This is a genomic window from Bradyrhizobium sp. CB82 (assembly GCF_029714405.1).
Lineage (GTDB): Bacteria > Pseudomonadota > Alphaproteobacteria > Rhizobiales > Xanthobacteraceae > Bradyrhizobium.
On record NZ_CP121651.1, the window covers coordinates 337,681 to 351,535 of the forward strand.

Below are 13,855 nucleotides of genomic sequence, written 5' to 3' on the forward strand. Positions count from 1 at the left end.
GTGAGCCGAGATCGCGTCGGCTCCGCTGCCAACCAAGAGAGAGCAGGGTAGGCTGTCACGAGTCCCAGCAAAGAAAAGCCCACGAGAATCGGACGTACGGCCGACTTTATCTGACCAAGCTCCCATGACCGGAAGCCAGAAGAAGTTCGAAATGCCGACGCAGGCTGTGACCAACAGACTGTCGGTGGCGGAAAGCTTCAAAACCGACTTCCCGAATGTGGGCGTATAGACAGTGATGAGGTAGAATGAAACTGTCGTCATAATGACCATCATCATGCCGCAGAGCACGATCGCCCAGTTTGCGAGGATCGAGTGATAAATCTGACCTACGGTCGGATGATGCTTGCGCGCAAGAAATTCGTCCGTCTCCTGGAGGGAGCGCCGGATGAAGATCACGAACGGCACGATCATGCAGCCAACAAAGAACGGAATCCTCCATCCCCAATCATTGACCTGAAAGCCAGGCGTTAAGCGCGAAGCCGAATGCGGCCGACACGATGATCGCGACCTGCTGGCTCGCCGATTGCCAACTAGAAACCCTTGTGGCCGGGCGTCGCCATCTCGGAGAGATAGACTGAAACACCGCCCAGTTCTACGCCCGCCGAGAAGCCCTGCAACAGCCTTCCGATCAGCACGAGAAGGAGGCTGCGATGCCTATGGTTGCCTAGCTCGGGATGAACGCAATCAAGACGGTTCCGCAAGCCATGATCGAGAGTGTCACGATCAGGCCCTTGCGGCGTCCGATTCGGTCGACGTAGGCACCTAGGAAGATAGCCCCGAGCGGACGCATCAAGAAGCCGGCGCCGAAAGCCACGAACGTCAACAGGAGCGATGCATACTGACTTTCGAGCGGAAGGAATGCCCTGGCGATGGAGGAGGCAAATACCCCGGATAGAAAGAAATCGAACGTCTCCAGGAAGTTGCCGCTGGTGACGCGCAGAACCATTCCGATCTTAGATTGCGCGGATGTCGTCATGCCATCTTCTTCCCGTTTTGCTTGACCACGCCGGTAGCTTTTTGTATTGCGCCCTGAGCGCGGTTAATGCGGTGACCGTTCGACCTGGCGCACTCGCGACTCCGAAAGCTCAAAGCCTTAGAGCAGCTGGGATCGTCTTGTGGCGAAAGCGAAGAGACAGCGTAGACAGCTGAGCTCGACAGCTGAGCTGTCGCCGTGTCACGAAGAACGGGGGCGCCGCGCGACCAGTCGGCGCGTGAGCAAAGAGCGCAGCTTTACGCTCCGTGCCACGACCCTTGCTCTAGATCGATGTCTATTCATGATCAGGAGCGGCTTTGCCTGTCCAACAAGGACGTCAATCAGATCCCTCGTCAAGCCGGGCCAGCACACGGTCGACCATGACACCAGCCTGGCCCAGATAGTTCGCGGGATCGCAGAGCGCCTCGAGTTCGCTGCGGCTCATCGCGCTCGCGATCTCCTTGTTCTCCAGCAAGAGCCCCAGCAGCGGCCGCTTCTGCCGCACCGCCTCGCGACAGATATCGTACACCAGATCGTGGGCGTATTCGCGTCCCAGGCGAGGTCCGAGTCCCATCATGACCGCTTCGGAGACGACCAGACCGTTGGTCATGTCCAGATTGGCCCGCATCTGCTTTTCATCGACCTCAAGACCTTCGAGCACGAAGCGCGCCTGCTTTAGCGCTCCCGCGATAAGGCAGAACGCCTCCGGCAAGACGATCCACTCGATTTCCCACGGACCGGTCGAACGTTCGTGATCGGCGACCATCGCATCCATTAGCGCCGCGGCATGTTGTCGGACGACTGAAATGGCCGCGTGGATGTAGCAGGAAGAGATTGGATTGCGCTTTTGGGGCATGGTTGAGGAGGAGCCGCGCCCATGAGCGAAGGGCTCATACACCTCGGCAACCTCAGTCTGCATCATCAATTTGATGTCCATCGACAGCTTGCCCAGCGTGCCCCCGACCAGTCCGAGAAAGGCGCCAACCTCCGCGATCGTATCGCGGATGGTGTGCCAGGCGATCACCGGCTGTGCGAGGTCGAGTTCGCTCATCAGGCCTTCCTGCGTCTCCATGGCGCCCTTTTCGATCGAGGCGAGCGTGCCGGCGGCGCCCGCGAACTCCCCCATCAGCACGCGCGGGCGAAGCTGCAACATCCGCTCGCGATGGCGCTCGATGGCCGACAACAGCCCGGCCATCTTGTAGCCGAAGGTGACCGGCACTGCCTGCTGCAGATTGCTGCGTCCGATCATCGGAGTATCGCGGTAACGCCGGGCCAGAGCCGCGAGAGCTTTCGACACCGCGGCAAGATCCTGATCGACCAACGCCAGCGCTTCGCGAATCTGCAGCACGGTGGCGGTATCCGTGATGTCCTGGGTCGTGGCGCCCCAGTGGCAAAATTCGCCGAGGCGGTCGCGGCACAAGGCGTTGATCTGTGACACGACGCCGAGCACGGGATAGCCGATGCGCTCGGTCTGGGCGCGCAGTTTTCCCATGTCGATCTTGTTGATGTCGCAGGCGGCGACGATCTCGTCGGCTGCTTTCTGCGGGATGATGCCGAGCCGGGCCTGCACGCGGGCCAGAGCTGCCTCGATGTCCAGATATTTCCGCGTTCGGTTCTCGTCCGACCAGACCGCCTTCATGGCGTCGGTGCTGAAGATGTTGCCGAAGATAGTGGAATCGATGATGGTGGCTGGCATCACTGGGCCTCTTGGTTGCTGGATGAATCTGCGCGTTCGATGATGGATTGCGCCCTGCGGAGCACAGGAGCATCCACCATCCGTCCGTCGACCTGTGCCGCGCCGACGCCCGCTGCTACGGCGGAAACGACACGGCGCGCCCAGTCCAGTTCCTCGGCACTAGGCGCGAAAGCCGCCCGTACGATCGGGACCTGTCGGGGATGAATGCAAAGCTTGGCGGCGAATCCCAGCGACCGGGCGAAAGCAATGTCGTTGACCAGGGCATCATGATCGTGAATGGCCGCGGTGACGCCGGCGATCGGAGCGGCAAGGCCGGCGCAACGCGACGCCAGCGCGATCTGGCTGGCCGGCATCAGCAGCCCTCGCGGATCCTCGCTGAGGCCGAGGTCCAGGGCAAAATCGAGCGTCCCGAAGGCGAGACGCTGGACTCCCACAGTGCCGGCAAGCATGTCAATTGCACGGAGCCCCAGCGCGCTCTCGATCAGCGGCACCAGCACCGGCTCTTCGCCGAGCGCGGCGAGGACATCCGTCAATACGTCACGCGCCTCTGCCTTTGGCACCATCGCGCCGACACCGTGCAGGGCGCGGAGCATCGCAAGGTCATCTGCGAACCAAGGTGTGGTCGCGCCGTTGATCCGAACCAGCGTCCGTTTGTTCGCAACCGGCCTGCAATGGCACCATTCCGCGACGCCCGCGCGGGCCTCCGCTTTCCTATCGGGATGAACGGCGTCCTCGAGATCCAGGATCACGACGTCAGCGCCCGAGCCAAGCGCCCGCTTAAAGCGCTCCGGCCGATCGCCGGGTACGAAAAGGTAGGTGATCGGAAGGCGCATGGGTCAAATCGCTCCTTCTGCGCGCAGGCCTGCGATCTGCGTCGCCGAATAACCGAGCTGTTCGAGAATCGCTCCGGTGTGCTCGCCCAATGCGGGCACGGGATCCATCCTCGGATCGCCATCCTCCCACGATCCCGGCGGCAGCAGGGCGGGCACTTCGCCCCTTGGCGTGCCAACGTTCCGCCAGCGGGCGCGCGCCTGGAGCTGCGGGTGCGCCCAAAGCGCATCCATGTCGTTGGCCCGCGCGTTCGCGATGTTCGCTTGCTCAAGACGCTCGATGACCTCGGCAGCTGAAAGGCTTGCGAACGTTGCGTCGATAATCGCTTCGAGTTCCTGTCGCGCCGCATTGCGCTGGGCGTTGCCGGCAAATCTCTCTTCACGCGCGAGCTCCGGACGACGCAGAACGTACTCGCAAAACGCCACCCATTCGCGCTCGTTCTGAAGGCCGAGGAGCACGGTGTTTCCATCGCCGGCTTGAAACAGGCCATAAGGATAGATGGTCGCGTGACTGGCGCCGGTCCGCGCCGGTGGCGCCGCACCGTCAAACGCGTAGTAGAGCGGGTACGACATCCATTCGCCGAGCGCTTCGAGCATCGAGATGTCGATGTGCCGACCCTTGCCGGTTTTCTGACGCTCGATCAACGCGGCAAGGATGTTGCTGAATGCGTACATTCCGGCGGCGATATCGGCGATCGACGGCCCGGCCTTCGAGGGTGTCTCCTTGGTCCCCGTGACCGAGAGAAAGCCGGCCTCTGCCTGGATCAGAAGGTCGTAAGCCTTCTTGTCCCTGTAGGGGCCGTCATTGCCGTAACCCGAGATATCGCAGACGATGATCCCAGGCTTTTGTGCGACGAGATCCTGATAACCAAAGCCCAGCCGCGCTGTAGCGCCCGGAGCGAGGTTCTGCACCAGGACGTCGGCATGCACCTGGATCAGGCGCTTCAGGATTTGCCGCGCCTCGGGGTGCTTGATATCGAGCGCCAGGCTTTCCTTGGAGCGGTTGGTCCATACGAAATGAGAGGCCAGGCCGCGCACCCGCGCGTCATAACCGCGTGCAAAGTCTCCCACACCAGGTCGCTCGACCTTGATGACGCGCGCGCCGAGATCGGCGAGCTGCCGGGTGGCAAACGGAGCTGCGATCGCATGCTCAAGGGTGATGACGGTTATTCCATCCAATGGTCTCATCGCATGTCCCTCACTTCGTCACCGCCGTCGCGTCCATGGTGAGCCAGCCCTCATGATCCCTGGCCCACAGATGAATGTTGCCATCCGGATCGGGCGCGCCGCACACGGAGAATTTGTTCACATCGAAGATTGGCCGCACAGCCCGGAACCGGAACTCAACCAACTCGGCATCGGCTCGCTTGTGACGAAGCAGGTCGAGCAGCAGCGTTGCGATCAGGGGGCCGTGTACAACAAGCCCAGGGTAGCCCTCGACCTCCGTGACATAGCGTCGATCGTAGTGGATGCGATGACCGTTGAAGGTCAGGGCCGAATAGCGGAACAGCAACACGTCATCGGGCGTCCACTCTTGCTGCCATTCCGCGTTGGCCGGTGCCGCGATCGGCGGCGGTGCCTTGTCCTCGGGTCTGGGAGGCCCACGATAGACGATGTCATGGAATTCCGTTAGGGAAGGCGCCGCTGCGTCGTTGCGGCTCACCTCATGACGCACCTTCACGAAAACTAGACAGCCGCTGCGGCCAGACTTCTCCGTAATATTTTCGATCCGCGACACGCGCTTCAGGCGGTCTCCGATCCGAATCGGCCTGTGAAAGTGGAACTGACTTCCTGCCCACATGCGGCGGGGCAGGGGCACGGGAGGCAGAAAACCGCCCCGCTTGGCATGGCCGTCCGGTCCGATCTCGGATTGCCGGTGCAGCGGCAGGAAATACAGCCAGTGCCACAGCGGAGGCAAAGGCGTCCCCACGGCCGGACGTTCGGCCGGGCCGTCCAGCATGGCCGAGAGCGCAGCATAAGGCGTGGGAGTGGCGGTGTCGGTCACGGTCTCGCTACGGCCGATCCAGTCGGTCAAATTCATGGTCGAATCTCCAGGCAGGAATTGCTCATGCGAATTGACGGGTCTCAACGCAGCTGACCGCGGCGGCGCCGTTCTGATCAAGTTCGCGCGTCAGCGTGCTCCGGTCGCAAGCGTTCTCCCATAGCGAGACCACGATGCTGGCGACGCAATTGCTGATCATGCTGGTCAGCGCACGCGCTTCCGACATGAAGCGATCGATCCCGATCAAGAGCGCGACGCCGGCGACCGGCAGGTCCGGCATCACGGTAAGCGTGGCAACGAGTGCGACGAAGCCGCTGCCGGTTACCCCCGCCGCACCCTTCGAGGTTAGCAGCATCAGCCCGAGCATCGCCGCGATCTGTCCCCATGAGAGATGGACGTCGCAGGCCTGGGCAATGAACAGCGACGCGAGCGTCAGATAGATCGCGCTGCCGTCCAGGTTGAACGAATAGCCCAGCGGCAGCACCAACCCGGACACTCCCTTCTGGCAGCCGAGCCGCTCCAGCTTGCGCAGTGCGCCGGGCAGGGCGGGTTCGGAAGAGGAGGTGCCGAGGACGATCAGCAGTTCTTCCCGAAAGTATCGGATGGTCTTCCAGAGACTAAAGCCGTTGATCCGGGCCAAGGCCCCAAGGACCAGCACGACGAAAGCCCCGCAGGCGACATAAAAGGTCAAGATCAGGAGCCCGAGCGAGCCCATCGAGCGGATGCCATAGCGACCGATCGTAAATGCCATCGCACCGAATGCCCCGAGCGGCGCCAGCTTCATGATGAAGCCGAAAGACGCAAACAGCGCGTGTGAGAATGAATCAATACCCTTCATTAGCGGCGCACCGGCATTGCCGGCGCGATTAATACCAAAGGCAACGAGGATCGAGATGAGTAGCACCGGCAACACTTCGCCTTCCGCGAACGCGCCGATGAAAGAGTGCGGTATAATGTGCAGCATGAAATCGGCGAAACCAACGGGACTAGCCTGCTTGGTGTAACGGGCGGCCACGCTTGGATCGAGCGAAGAGACTGCGACGTGCATACCGGCGCCCGGCTCAAGCACCGAGACCGCAACAAGTCCGGCGAGTAGTGCAGCGACGGTCAGCCCATAGAACAGTACCATCGACTTGATGAGGGTCCGGGCGATTTCGCGGTTGTCATGCAGGCTGCTGATGCCGCTGACGATCGTGCAGAACACGATTGGCGCGATCATCATCTTCACGAGCTTGACGAATCCATCCCCAAGCGGCTTGAGCGCTGCGCCAAAATCTGGCCAGACATGACCAACCGCGATGCCAAGAACGACGCCGACGAGCACCTGGACGTAGAGTAACCGGTAAAACGGCTTTCGCGTCGCGGTGCCGTCGCTTGGGCCTGATGCATCAACGCGCATCTCGCTTCTCCCTGTGTTATCTGTTTGTCTTGTTGTTTTTGGATCGCGTCGGCGATCTGCTCGCGAGCCGTTCGTTGGCGGCAGGCTTTTGCTGTGTCGGCGGGACCCTTGATGTCCGGCCCGTTGTCGAAGGCTGGCGCCAATCCCGCCCGAAGCATTGCCCCGTCGAGGTCGTTCTGTGAAATGCAAAGAATTGTGCTATTATTTCAAGGACTGGAATAATAAGGGGAGCGCTCGAAATGAACGCGGAACTGCTCGACCTCAAGGCCTTCGTGACGGTCGCCGAACTGGGCAGTTTCGTGCGCACTGCGGCAGCGCTGAACCTGTCCCAGCCGGCACTCAGCCGACGCATCCAGAAGCTGGAGGAGACCCTTGGCGCGCCGCTGCTCGAGCGGTCAACGCGTCATGTGGCGCTGACCATGGTCGGCCGCGATTTCCTACCCAAAATGCGACGGCTCATCGATGAGTATGAGACGTCCGTACTCGCAATCCGCGATTTCGGCGCGCGCAGCTCAGGGCTCGTCACGATCGCTGCGGTGCCTACGTCAGTGTTCTATTTTCTGCCACGCGCGATCGCGCGATTTAGCGAGGCGTATCCCCGGATTCGCGTCCGGATTCTCGACATTGGAGCGAACGAAGGACTGGAGGCGGTGGCGCGCGGCGAGGCGGATTTCGGCATCAATTTCATCGGAGCGTCGCATGCCGATATCGAGTTCACCAAGCTGGTGGACGATCCCTTTGTGCTCGCTTGCCGTCAAGACCATCCTCTCGCGAAACGAAAGTACGTGAGCTGGGCGGACTTGAAGTCTGAGCGGATCATCATGGTCGGCCGCAATAGCGGCAATCGTGCACTGATCGATAATGCACTCGTGCAACACGGTGAGCAGCTCAGCTGGACCTATGAAGTTGCACATCTCTCCGGATCGCTCGGCCTCGTTGAAGCAGGGCTTGGTATCGCCGTGCTGCCGCGCCTGGCAACTCCGGCCCCGGGTCACCCTATCATTCGGGCGATTCGGTTGACCGCCCCTGAAATCTCCAGGACGATCGGCATCATACGCCGTCGCGGTGCCGGCCTCTCGCCTTCCGCGAGCCGCATGCTGGCGATGCTTCTTGAGACGTGGAGCTTCCGCAAGCGCAAGTAAGAGCGTCGGCCAAACACGCGACTCCGAGATCTGCAGTTGACCGGGCAGGGTGGGCAGTCGGTGCCGCTCGGAGCCGTGCAGCGCCGGAGAAGCGTTGTCATGATCAAGATCATTGCCGTGCTCTGCAGTCTTGCCTCTCCGGCAAATTGTCACGAGCAAATCGTCACCACCTCCGATTTCGCCGACGTTTCGATGCAGTCATGCCTGGTCGGCGTCCCGCAGCTCGCCGAGTGGATGAAGCAGCATCCGGCTGAGCGCCTGGCTGCATGGCGCTGCGTGGTTGGCAAACAGGACGGCAGGGGAGCCTAGAGCACAAAGCGTTACTAATGCATCGAGAACAGCGGCGGAACCGACTTGTGAGTCGGCAGCTGCAAGAAGAGACCGGCGGTGTAGCGCCCGCCGGCCTGTTCTTTTGGCGGGCTTGACCCGAGTATTATGGGAGCCAGACGTTGATTACGTCCAACGTTAGAGCCAAGTGTCAGCCGCCGCATTGCTTGCCAGCGCGTCGTTGAGCGCTTCGATCTCGGCGTCGAGCAGGGCGAGATCTCGCTGACGATCATTGCTTCGAATGCAACTCGCGGTGTTTTGGCGCGTCGTGACCAGTTGGTTTGACGTAGCGTAGGCGCGGCATATTCGTTCGTTGTGAGCTGGCTTGGTTGGTTGGCTGAGAATCGTGGCCGAGCGGATGTGCGAGGCCGCAATTTCAGATGCCGATGTGCATTCAGATGCGCGTGCTGGAATCGACAGCACGATGACCGCCACGGAGGCAATCATAATGGAATTCCTCAGCATTGCGCGGCTCCGATCCTTATGCGGATGCTGCGCATAGTTATTCGGGCCGCCGAATAGCCTCGCGAACGTCGTTGTCGAAAGTTGAACGTGCTTGTGCCAATGGGTCGGGAGTGGGTCCTCCCGGCGATACAACTCGGTGGCAGGAGCGTTCACGGCAACTGCGTTCCAGAAGTGACGATGGCGGCGATGTAGATTGGTTTCGTCGCTCCCCGACGCGTTAACCTTGTCCCCCGGGCGACACGAAACCTGCCATGAGCACCTGCCTCCCGAGTCGCTCTTCGGTGCCAATGTGGCGCCGTCAGGTCATTGGGCCGATGGCAACCAGCGCCATCGGCCTTTTTTGTCACCCTACACAGAAAAACCGACGTCATTTGCTCAGCGGAAGCGGGACAGAGTCGCTGGAAAGATGCAGCTTCTCGCCATCCTGCTTGCCGATCAGGCAGCGTCATGCCGCCAGGCGTTCTGCCGGAGGCTCTACATCCACTTGGCGACCTGCGGCACACTTTCGTATGGTTCCGTGACCTCTTTAGATGCCCGAGATTTACTTACGTTCAATTGAGCCGTTGAGCCCGATCGTCCTAGGCTGCATGCATCGGAATGAACGCGCGGCCTCACCAGGTGTGACAGCAAATAGGATGACCGACGAACGATAGAACCAAGAGGAGACAACAATGCCACGCTGCTCTAAAGGTCTTAGAAATGGCGCCGCCAAGCGATGCGCAGTCTGTGATGGCAAGTTTGGTCTCGTCCGCTACTACTCGTGGCGCACTCCGCTTTGTTCCAAGAAGTGCGTCGATCGCTTCAGAACTCGCCGGGACAGTGACCGCAATTGGGTGGGTTGGCTCCAAATTGCCTTCGACCCGCTGCCAGAGAACCGCGCGAGGGCATGATGACGTTCCCGATCTCAAAGCGAGGCAAAGAGTGTTTGGAAACGGCACGGACTTTGCTGCGCGCGGCCCAATCCATGACAGGTCAGCTCAAGGCCCTTGCCGACGACTATCAGCGGCGCGCCGAGAAGACCTCAGGTGTTGACGCGGCCAAAGTATCGGCTCGCTCGGCTGCTACCGCCGAACCAGAGTGGCGTACATGACGTGACGGGCAGCTGCACAGCCTACGGTAACAAGCCGGAGGCCGCAGTTTTCGAGATTTCGTCTATCCTCGTACTTGGACCTGCACATGACGCGAGACCTGTGACGGGCTCTAATCTTCTCGAGATGCACTTCGGTGCCGCAGCGGTCCTTGCGTGGGCGACGGCTGGTCATCTGGCCGATGAGCAACCGACGCTGTCGGCGTTTTTTCTGCCAGTAAATCTGCGAGACTTAATCAGGCCCGCCCACCATTGGTGCCGGCAGGCTTGATGCCCTTCGGCAGCGCGCCGGCGAGCGATGGGGCTAGGGTCCGGACTCAATTGAGCCACCAGATTGCGGCTGCGGCGATGAAGGCGCCAGCGAGGAAGTTCCTTGCGAGCTTGTCGTAGCGGGTCGCGATGCGGCGAAAGTCCTTGAGACGGGCGAACATGCGCTCGATTAAGTTGCGCTGGCGAAAGAGCCTTTTGCTGTAGGGGATCGGTTGGCTGCGGCTGGTCGTGGACGGAATGACCGCCTGGGCGCCCTGCTCGGCGAGAAGCGTTCGCAGACTGTCGGCATCGTAGGCCTTGTCGGCAATCAGCCGCTGGATTGGCCCGGCCGCCGTATTCACCGCCACCGCGGGCCCTCCATCAGCCGGTGCCATACAATGACCAACCAGAGCTAGGTCATAATCCCTTTGCGGGCTGGGGTGGCTAAGGCCCGCCGAGTGCGCCTTTGGCTCGCGACCGTTCAGCAGCGATCGATATCCGCCGGCCAGCTCGCGCAGACGGCACCCGGATCGGTCAGCAAGAGATGGAGCCAACCATGAAGTGCCTGAAACTATTGAGTATGGCGATTCTGGCGACCAGCGGACGGGACTGGGCCGAACGCACGAAGCGATTGGCGGCCCGCGTGCCCGACCTCGATATCTTCTCCCAAGGTCTCATCGAATGAATGGTGGCTGGCGTATTACCGACAAGGGACGTTCGGTTCTCGATTTCATGGAAGCCCGGCCCGCACCCGCCCAAGCGACTGAGCTGCCAGCCGTCGGCGTAGTCGAGGAGCCGATGCTGGCCACGACGCTGCCACCGATGACTTCTATAGCGCCAGTTCGGCGCAAGCGGGAACGAAGGCGACGCCAACGCGACGCTGTCCGGCGAAGACACGCAAACGCGTCGTAAGAATCCCGGCCGGTTGGAGATCAATCAGCGATTTCGGGCATTCGGAAAATAGGAATATATTCCATAATCTATGTTATGCGAACCCCCATCTTCCCCATTAGAGATGTCACGCTCGGACTTGTCTAAGGCACGGGGCCTGGGGGTTTTGAGTGATGACGGTGCTGTCGATGAGCCGGGCTGAGATCGACCGGGTGCATGTGTTGCGGGATGTCGTGGCGGAACGGATTACAGCGCCAGAGGCCGCGCAACTGCTTCAGGTAACATCGCGACAGGCGTTCCGGCTGCTGAAGGCCTATCGGATCGGAGGCGCTGCGGCACTGCTGTCGAAGAAGCGCGGCAAGCCGAGCAATCGAGCCTATCCGGCGATCGTACGGAGCGAGGCACTGGCGCTGATCAAGACTCACTACGTGGATTTTGGTCCGACGCTTGCTGCAGAGAAGCTGGCGGAGCGGCATGGTTTGCATCTCGGCGTTGAGACGGTGCGGCGCTGGATGCTGGTGGACGGGATTTGGAAGGACCGCCGGCAGCGGTTGAAACCGGTGCACCAGCCGCGGCATCGCCGCGATTGCGTTGGTGAGTTGGTCCAGATCGACGGCTCCGAACACTGGTGGTTTGAGAACCGCGGCCCGCAATGCACCCTGCTCGTCTTCATCGACGACGCCACCAGCCGATTGATGCATCTGCAATTTGTCGAGACGGAATCGACCTTTGACTACTTCAGGGCGACGACCGCCTATCTGAAGCGCTACGGCAAGCCCATTGCGTTCTACTCAGACAAGCACGCAACGTTCCGGGTTAACAAGGTCGGCGCGACCGGCGGCGACGGGATGACGCAGTTCGGTCGCGCGCTGCACGAGCTCAACATCGACATCATTTGTGCCAATGTCCCGCAGGCCAAGGGGCGCGTGGAACGAGCCAACGGCACACTGCAGGACCGCCTGGTCAAGGAGATGCGTTTGGCCGGCATCTCAACTATTGAGGCTGGCAACGCGTTCCTGCCGGCATTCACGGACGATTACACAATGCACTAACATAATCAATCAATTATATTGGCCGCCCGACCCTTTGTCTGAGGGCAACGCCTTGGCCGCTAATCGCAAGGCTCAATCATTGGCAGGAGCACAACTCGCATTAGTGTACATTCCCGTTTCGCGTAGCTGGTAAGGTGGTTCACAACGGTATCGATGGCGGCACGCGCGAAGCTCGCAACGGATCCCGTCGAATTCGAGAAAGTCTTGCGGCTTCTGATCTCGCGATATCCGAACCGGAAGGGCCTTGATCTCTCCATGCCGAAAATTTCGGACGTCTGCGTCTTCTGCCTGACACCCACAATCGTCTCCCTGCTCGACTAATGCAGATCGAATGGCCGTCAAGGAAGCCACCTGACGGACTACGTAAGAGCAGGCTGGTTGTACGAGCTGCTTTTTTTCTGAGAGGATTGCAATGACGCCGACTGTTGCGGAACTCCTCACGCGAAAGCAGCGGCTCTTAGAGCGGCTGCAAGAGGAGCGCCGCTTGAACGAGCAAGATGAAATCGGGCGCCTGTTGGCGAGCATCAATACCACTTTGAATTCGCTCGACGGGACGCCGATCGAAACGAGGATGAAGCGTCATTAGCCGAGGCTACGGACGCCAGCCGAGCTGCATCAGCCTATGATGCGATATTTCTTTGTGCGCTTCTTGCGTAGTCGAGGCGCGTGAAAACCCGTCCGGGTCCGAATGGCCCCCGAGGCACGCGAGCAAGCCGATCGGCTTGCTTGCGAAGCCTAGAACAAACGCATGCTTGCGTTCCGCCCAGCCATCGCCCGTCTTAAGGTTATGGTCTTAATGCAGGCTATCAATATCCTGAGTCAAATGCCTCGGCTGTAAAACGCATCAGACCGTCGCGCTCAATATTTTCCAACGGCGGAAGGCAACACCGATCCATCGAAAGCGCTTGTTCCCGGGGCTTGTCGCAGCGCCACGGTCTTAAGCCGCGGACTTCTTTTTCTTCGCGGCAGCCTTACGTGGGCTCTTCGCATTCGTCGCAAGAGGTTGCTCGGAAGCGTTGCTCAGCGACGCACTCAAAACCTCGCGCTGGGCTGCCAGCCAATGAGCGTTGGCGTGTCCATGCTGGCAGCCACCTTCAATCCAAAGATGATAGGCACGTTCACGAACGGCCTGTTCCGGATCGTACATTTAATTCACTCCTTGTCGGCCTAATTCGTCTCAGACCGTCGTTTGTCGCCCACTCCAGCCCCGATTTCCAATGCTCAACCATGATCCTAGATGGTTAATGAAAAGTTACCGAACCGATTGGACGCCAAACGCGGGTTGTCGCGCCAATTTGAGCTATGCCTGAATCTGGGTGACGGAGCCGATCAGGCGGCGTGGCTTTGCTGGGTCGGAATGACCTCGATGCCGTCGGCGAATCTGACACCGGCGATGATCTTCGGCAACTGATTTGTTCCTTTCAATCGGCGCCAGGTTTTGGACGCAGCATCGATGAGCTTGAACACCATCAGCTTCGCGGTCTGCGGCGACAGCGATCCTTTGGTCCGAACCGTCCGGTGCCGCACCGTGGCGAACACGCTTTCGATCGGATTTGTAACCGGTATGAGATGCCTCGGTGCCAATGTTCCGCCGCGGCGTTCTACCTCGTGGCATATGGTGCGACCATCGGGACAGAGGCACCGGGAGCACGAAGTGCGGGCAGGCCGATGCACACGATGAGCCGAGAGCTCGAGTTAGTAGCTGGCCGCCTCTGCGACTCGCCCGGTTGCGCTGGGAGCGC

At 60.6% G+C, this 13,855-nt stretch carries 13 protein-coding genes and 4 pseudogenes; 7 read left to right on the forward strand and 10 right to left on the reverse strand.

What is annotated here, in order from left to right:
* Nucleotides 1–5: 5 nt before the first annotated feature.
* From tcuC to dctA, 6 genes and pseudogenes are all read right to left on the reverse strand, one after another.
* Nucleotides 6–976 (reverse strand): annotated as a pseudogene (gene tcuC, locus QA640_RS45495) (tricarballylate/proton symporter TcuC); the annotation flags it as partial.
* A 334-nt stretch (nt 977–1,310) separates the two neighbouring features.
* Nucleotides 1,311–2,669, reverse strand: a complete 1,359-nt coding sequence (locus QA640_RS45500; protein WP_283043788.1) for an adenylosuccinate lyase family protein — start codon at nt 2,667–2,669, stop codon at nt 1,311–1,313.
* The gene (locus QA640_RS45505) at nt 2,669–3,502 is read right to left on the reverse strand and encodes a CoA ester lyase (RefSeq protein ID WP_283043789.1); all 834 of its coding nucleotides are present in this window, start codon (nt 3,500–3,502) and stop codon (nt 2,669–2,671) included. The genes QA640_RS45500 and QA640_RS45505 overlap by 1 nt, the downstream gene beginning before the upstream one ends.
* Nucleotides 3,503–3,505: 3 nt before the next feature.
* The gene (locus tag QA640_RS45510; protein WP_283043790.1) at nt 3,506–4,687 is read right to left on the reverse strand and encodes a CaiB/BaiF CoA-transferase family protein; all 1,182 of its coding nucleotides are present in this window, start codon (nt 4,685–4,687) and stop codon (nt 3,506–3,508) included.
* A gap of 10 nt (nt 4,688–4,697) precedes the next feature.
* Complete coding sequence (locus QA640_RS45515) at nt 4,698–5,540, reverse strand: MaoC family dehydratase N-terminal domain-containing protein (RefSeq protein ID WP_283043791.1); 843 nt, start codon at nt 5,538–5,540, stop codon at nt 4,698–4,700.
* 25 nt (nt 5,541–5,565) lie between these two features.
* Entirely contained in the window at nt 5,566–6,900 is a 1,335-nt protein-coding gene (gene dctA / locus QA640_RS45520) for a C4-dicarboxylate transporter DctA (RefSeq protein WP_283043792.1), read from the reverse strand.
* 239 nt (nt 6,901–7,139) lie between these two features.
* Between dctA and QA640_RS45525 the strand changes: the two genes are divergently transcribed.
* Complete coding sequence (locus QA640_RS45525; protein ID WP_283043793.1) at nt 7,140–8,042, forward strand: LysR family transcriptional regulator; 903 nt, start codon at nt 7,140–7,142, stop codon at nt 8,040–8,042.
* Between the two features lie 99 nt (nt 8,043–8,141).
* Nucleotides 8,142–8,351, forward strand: a complete 210-nt coding sequence (locus QA640_RS45530) for a hypothetical protein (RefSeq protein ID WP_283043794.1) — start codon at nt 8,142–8,144, stop codon at nt 8,349–8,351.
* Between the two features lie 156 nt (nt 8,352–8,507).
* Here the strand turns inward: QA640_RS45530 and QA640_RS45535 are convergent, their stop codons facing one another.
* Nucleotides 8,508–8,834, reverse strand: coding sequence for a hypothetical protein (locus tag QA640_RS45535; protein WP_283043795.1), 327 nt, complete (start codon nt 8,832–8,834; stop codon nt 8,508–8,510).
* An 889-nt stretch (nt 8,835–9,723) separates the two neighbouring features.
* On the opposite strand from QA640_RS45535, the gene QA640_RS45540 reads away from it, so the two are divergent.
* Complete coding sequence (locus QA640_RS45540) at nt 9,724–9,924, forward strand: hypothetical protein (protein ID WP_283043796.1); 201 nt, start codon at nt 9,724–9,726, stop codon at nt 9,922–9,924.
* Between the two features lie 314 nt (nt 9,925–10,238).
* On the opposite strand, the gene QA640_RS45545 is transcribed toward QA640_RS45540, so the two are convergent.
* A complete protein-coding gene (locus QA640_RS45545) occupies nt 10,239–10,538 on the reverse strand; it encodes a transposase (RefSeq protein ID WP_283043797.1) in 300 nt (99 codons plus the stop codon).
* Nucleotides 10,539–10,750: 212 nt separating this feature from the next.
* Here QA640_RS45545 and QA640_RS45550 point away from each other — a divergent pair.
* From QA640_RS45550 to QA640_RS45565, 4 genes and pseudogenes are all read left to right on the forward strand, one after another.
* Nucleotides 10,751–11,082 (forward strand): annotated as a pseudogene (locus QA640_RS45550) (hypothetical protein); the annotation flags it as partial.
* A gap of 152 nt (nt 11,083–11,234) precedes the next feature.
* A pseudogene (locus QA640_RS45555) lies at nt 11,235–12,080 on the forward strand (ISNCY family transposase); the annotation flags it as partial.
* A gap of 186 nt (nt 12,081–12,266) precedes the next feature.
* The gene (locus QA640_RS45560; RefSeq protein ID WP_283043798.1) at nt 12,267–12,434 is read left to right on the forward strand and encodes a hypothetical protein; all 168 of its coding nucleotides are present in this window, start codon (nt 12,267–12,269) and stop codon (nt 12,432–12,434) included.
* A 91-nt stretch (nt 12,435–12,525) separates the two neighbouring features.
* Nucleotides 12,526–12,699 (forward strand): hypothetical protein, encoded by a 174-nt coding sequence (locus QA640_RS45565; RefSeq protein WP_283043799.1) that lies wholly within the window; start codon nt 12,526–12,528, stop codon nt 12,697–12,699.
* Between the two features lie 351 nt (nt 12,700–13,050).
* Here QA640_RS45565 and QA640_RS45570 read toward each other — a convergent pair whose 3' ends face one another.
* On the reverse strand, nt 13,051–13,260 hold the full coding sequence (locus tag QA640_RS45570; RefSeq protein WP_283043800.1) for a DUF2934 domain-containing protein: 210 nt from the start codon (nt 13,258–13,260) through the stop codon (nt 13,051–13,053).
* Nucleotides 13,261–13,442: 182 nt separating this feature from the next.
* Nucleotides 13,443–13,670, reverse strand: a pseudogene (locus QA640_RS45575) (IS256 family transposase); the annotation flags it as partial.
* Nucleotides 13,671–13,855: the final 185 nt, after the last annotated feature.

What these genes read in the sequence shown, in the direction of transcription:
- QA640_RS45570 (WP_283043800.1), bottom strand. Translation starts at nt 13,260, where the DNA reads ATGTACGATCCGGAACAGGCCGTTCGTGAACGTGCCTATCATCTTTGG.
- QA640_RS45510 (WP_283043790.1), bottom strand. Translation starts at nt 4,687, where the DNA reads ATGAGACCATTGGATGGAATAACCGTCATCACCCTTGAGCATGCGATC.
- QA640_RS45525 (WP_283043793.1), top strand. Translation starts at nt 7,140, where the DNA reads ATGAACGCGGAACTGCTCGACCTCAAGGCCTTCGTGACGGTCGCCGAA.
- QA640_RS45535 (WP_283043795.1), bottom strand. Translation starts at nt 8,834, where the DNA reads ATGCTGAGGAATTCCATTATGATTGCCTCCGTGGCGGTCATCGTGCTG.
- QA640_RS45500 (WP_283043788.1), bottom strand. Translation starts at nt 2,669, where the DNA reads ATGCCAGCCACCATCATCGATTCCACTATCTTCGGCAACATCTTCAGC.
- QA640_RS45505 (WP_283043789.1), bottom strand. Translation starts at nt 3,502, where the DNA reads ATGCGCCTTCCGATCACCTACCTTTTCGTACCCGGCGATCGGCCGGAG.
- QA640_RS45540 (WP_283043796.1), top strand. Translation starts at nt 9,724, where the DNA reads ATGACGTTCCCGATCTCAAAGCGAGGCAAAGAGTGTTTGGAAACGGCA.
- QA640_RS45565 (WP_283043799.1), top strand. Translation starts at nt 12,526, where the DNA reads ATGACGCCGACTGTTGCGGAACTCCTCACGCGAAAGCAGCGGCTCTTA.
- dctA (WP_283043792.1), bottom strand. Translation starts at nt 6,900, where the DNA reads ATGCGCGTTGATGCATCAGGCCCAAGCGACGGCACCGCGACGCGAAAG.
- QA640_RS45560 (WP_283043798.1), top strand. Translation starts at nt 12,267, where the DNA reads ATGGCGGCACGCGCGAAGCTCGCAACGGATCCCGTCGAATTCGAGAAA.
- QA640_RS45530 (WP_283043794.1), top strand. Translation starts at nt 8,142, where the DNA reads ATGATCAAGATCATTGCCGTGCTCTGCAGTCTTGCCTCTCCGGCAAAT.
- QA640_RS45515 (WP_283043791.1), bottom strand. Translation starts at nt 5,540, where the DNA reads ATGAATTTGACCGACTGGATCGGCCGTAGCGAGACCGTGACCGACACC.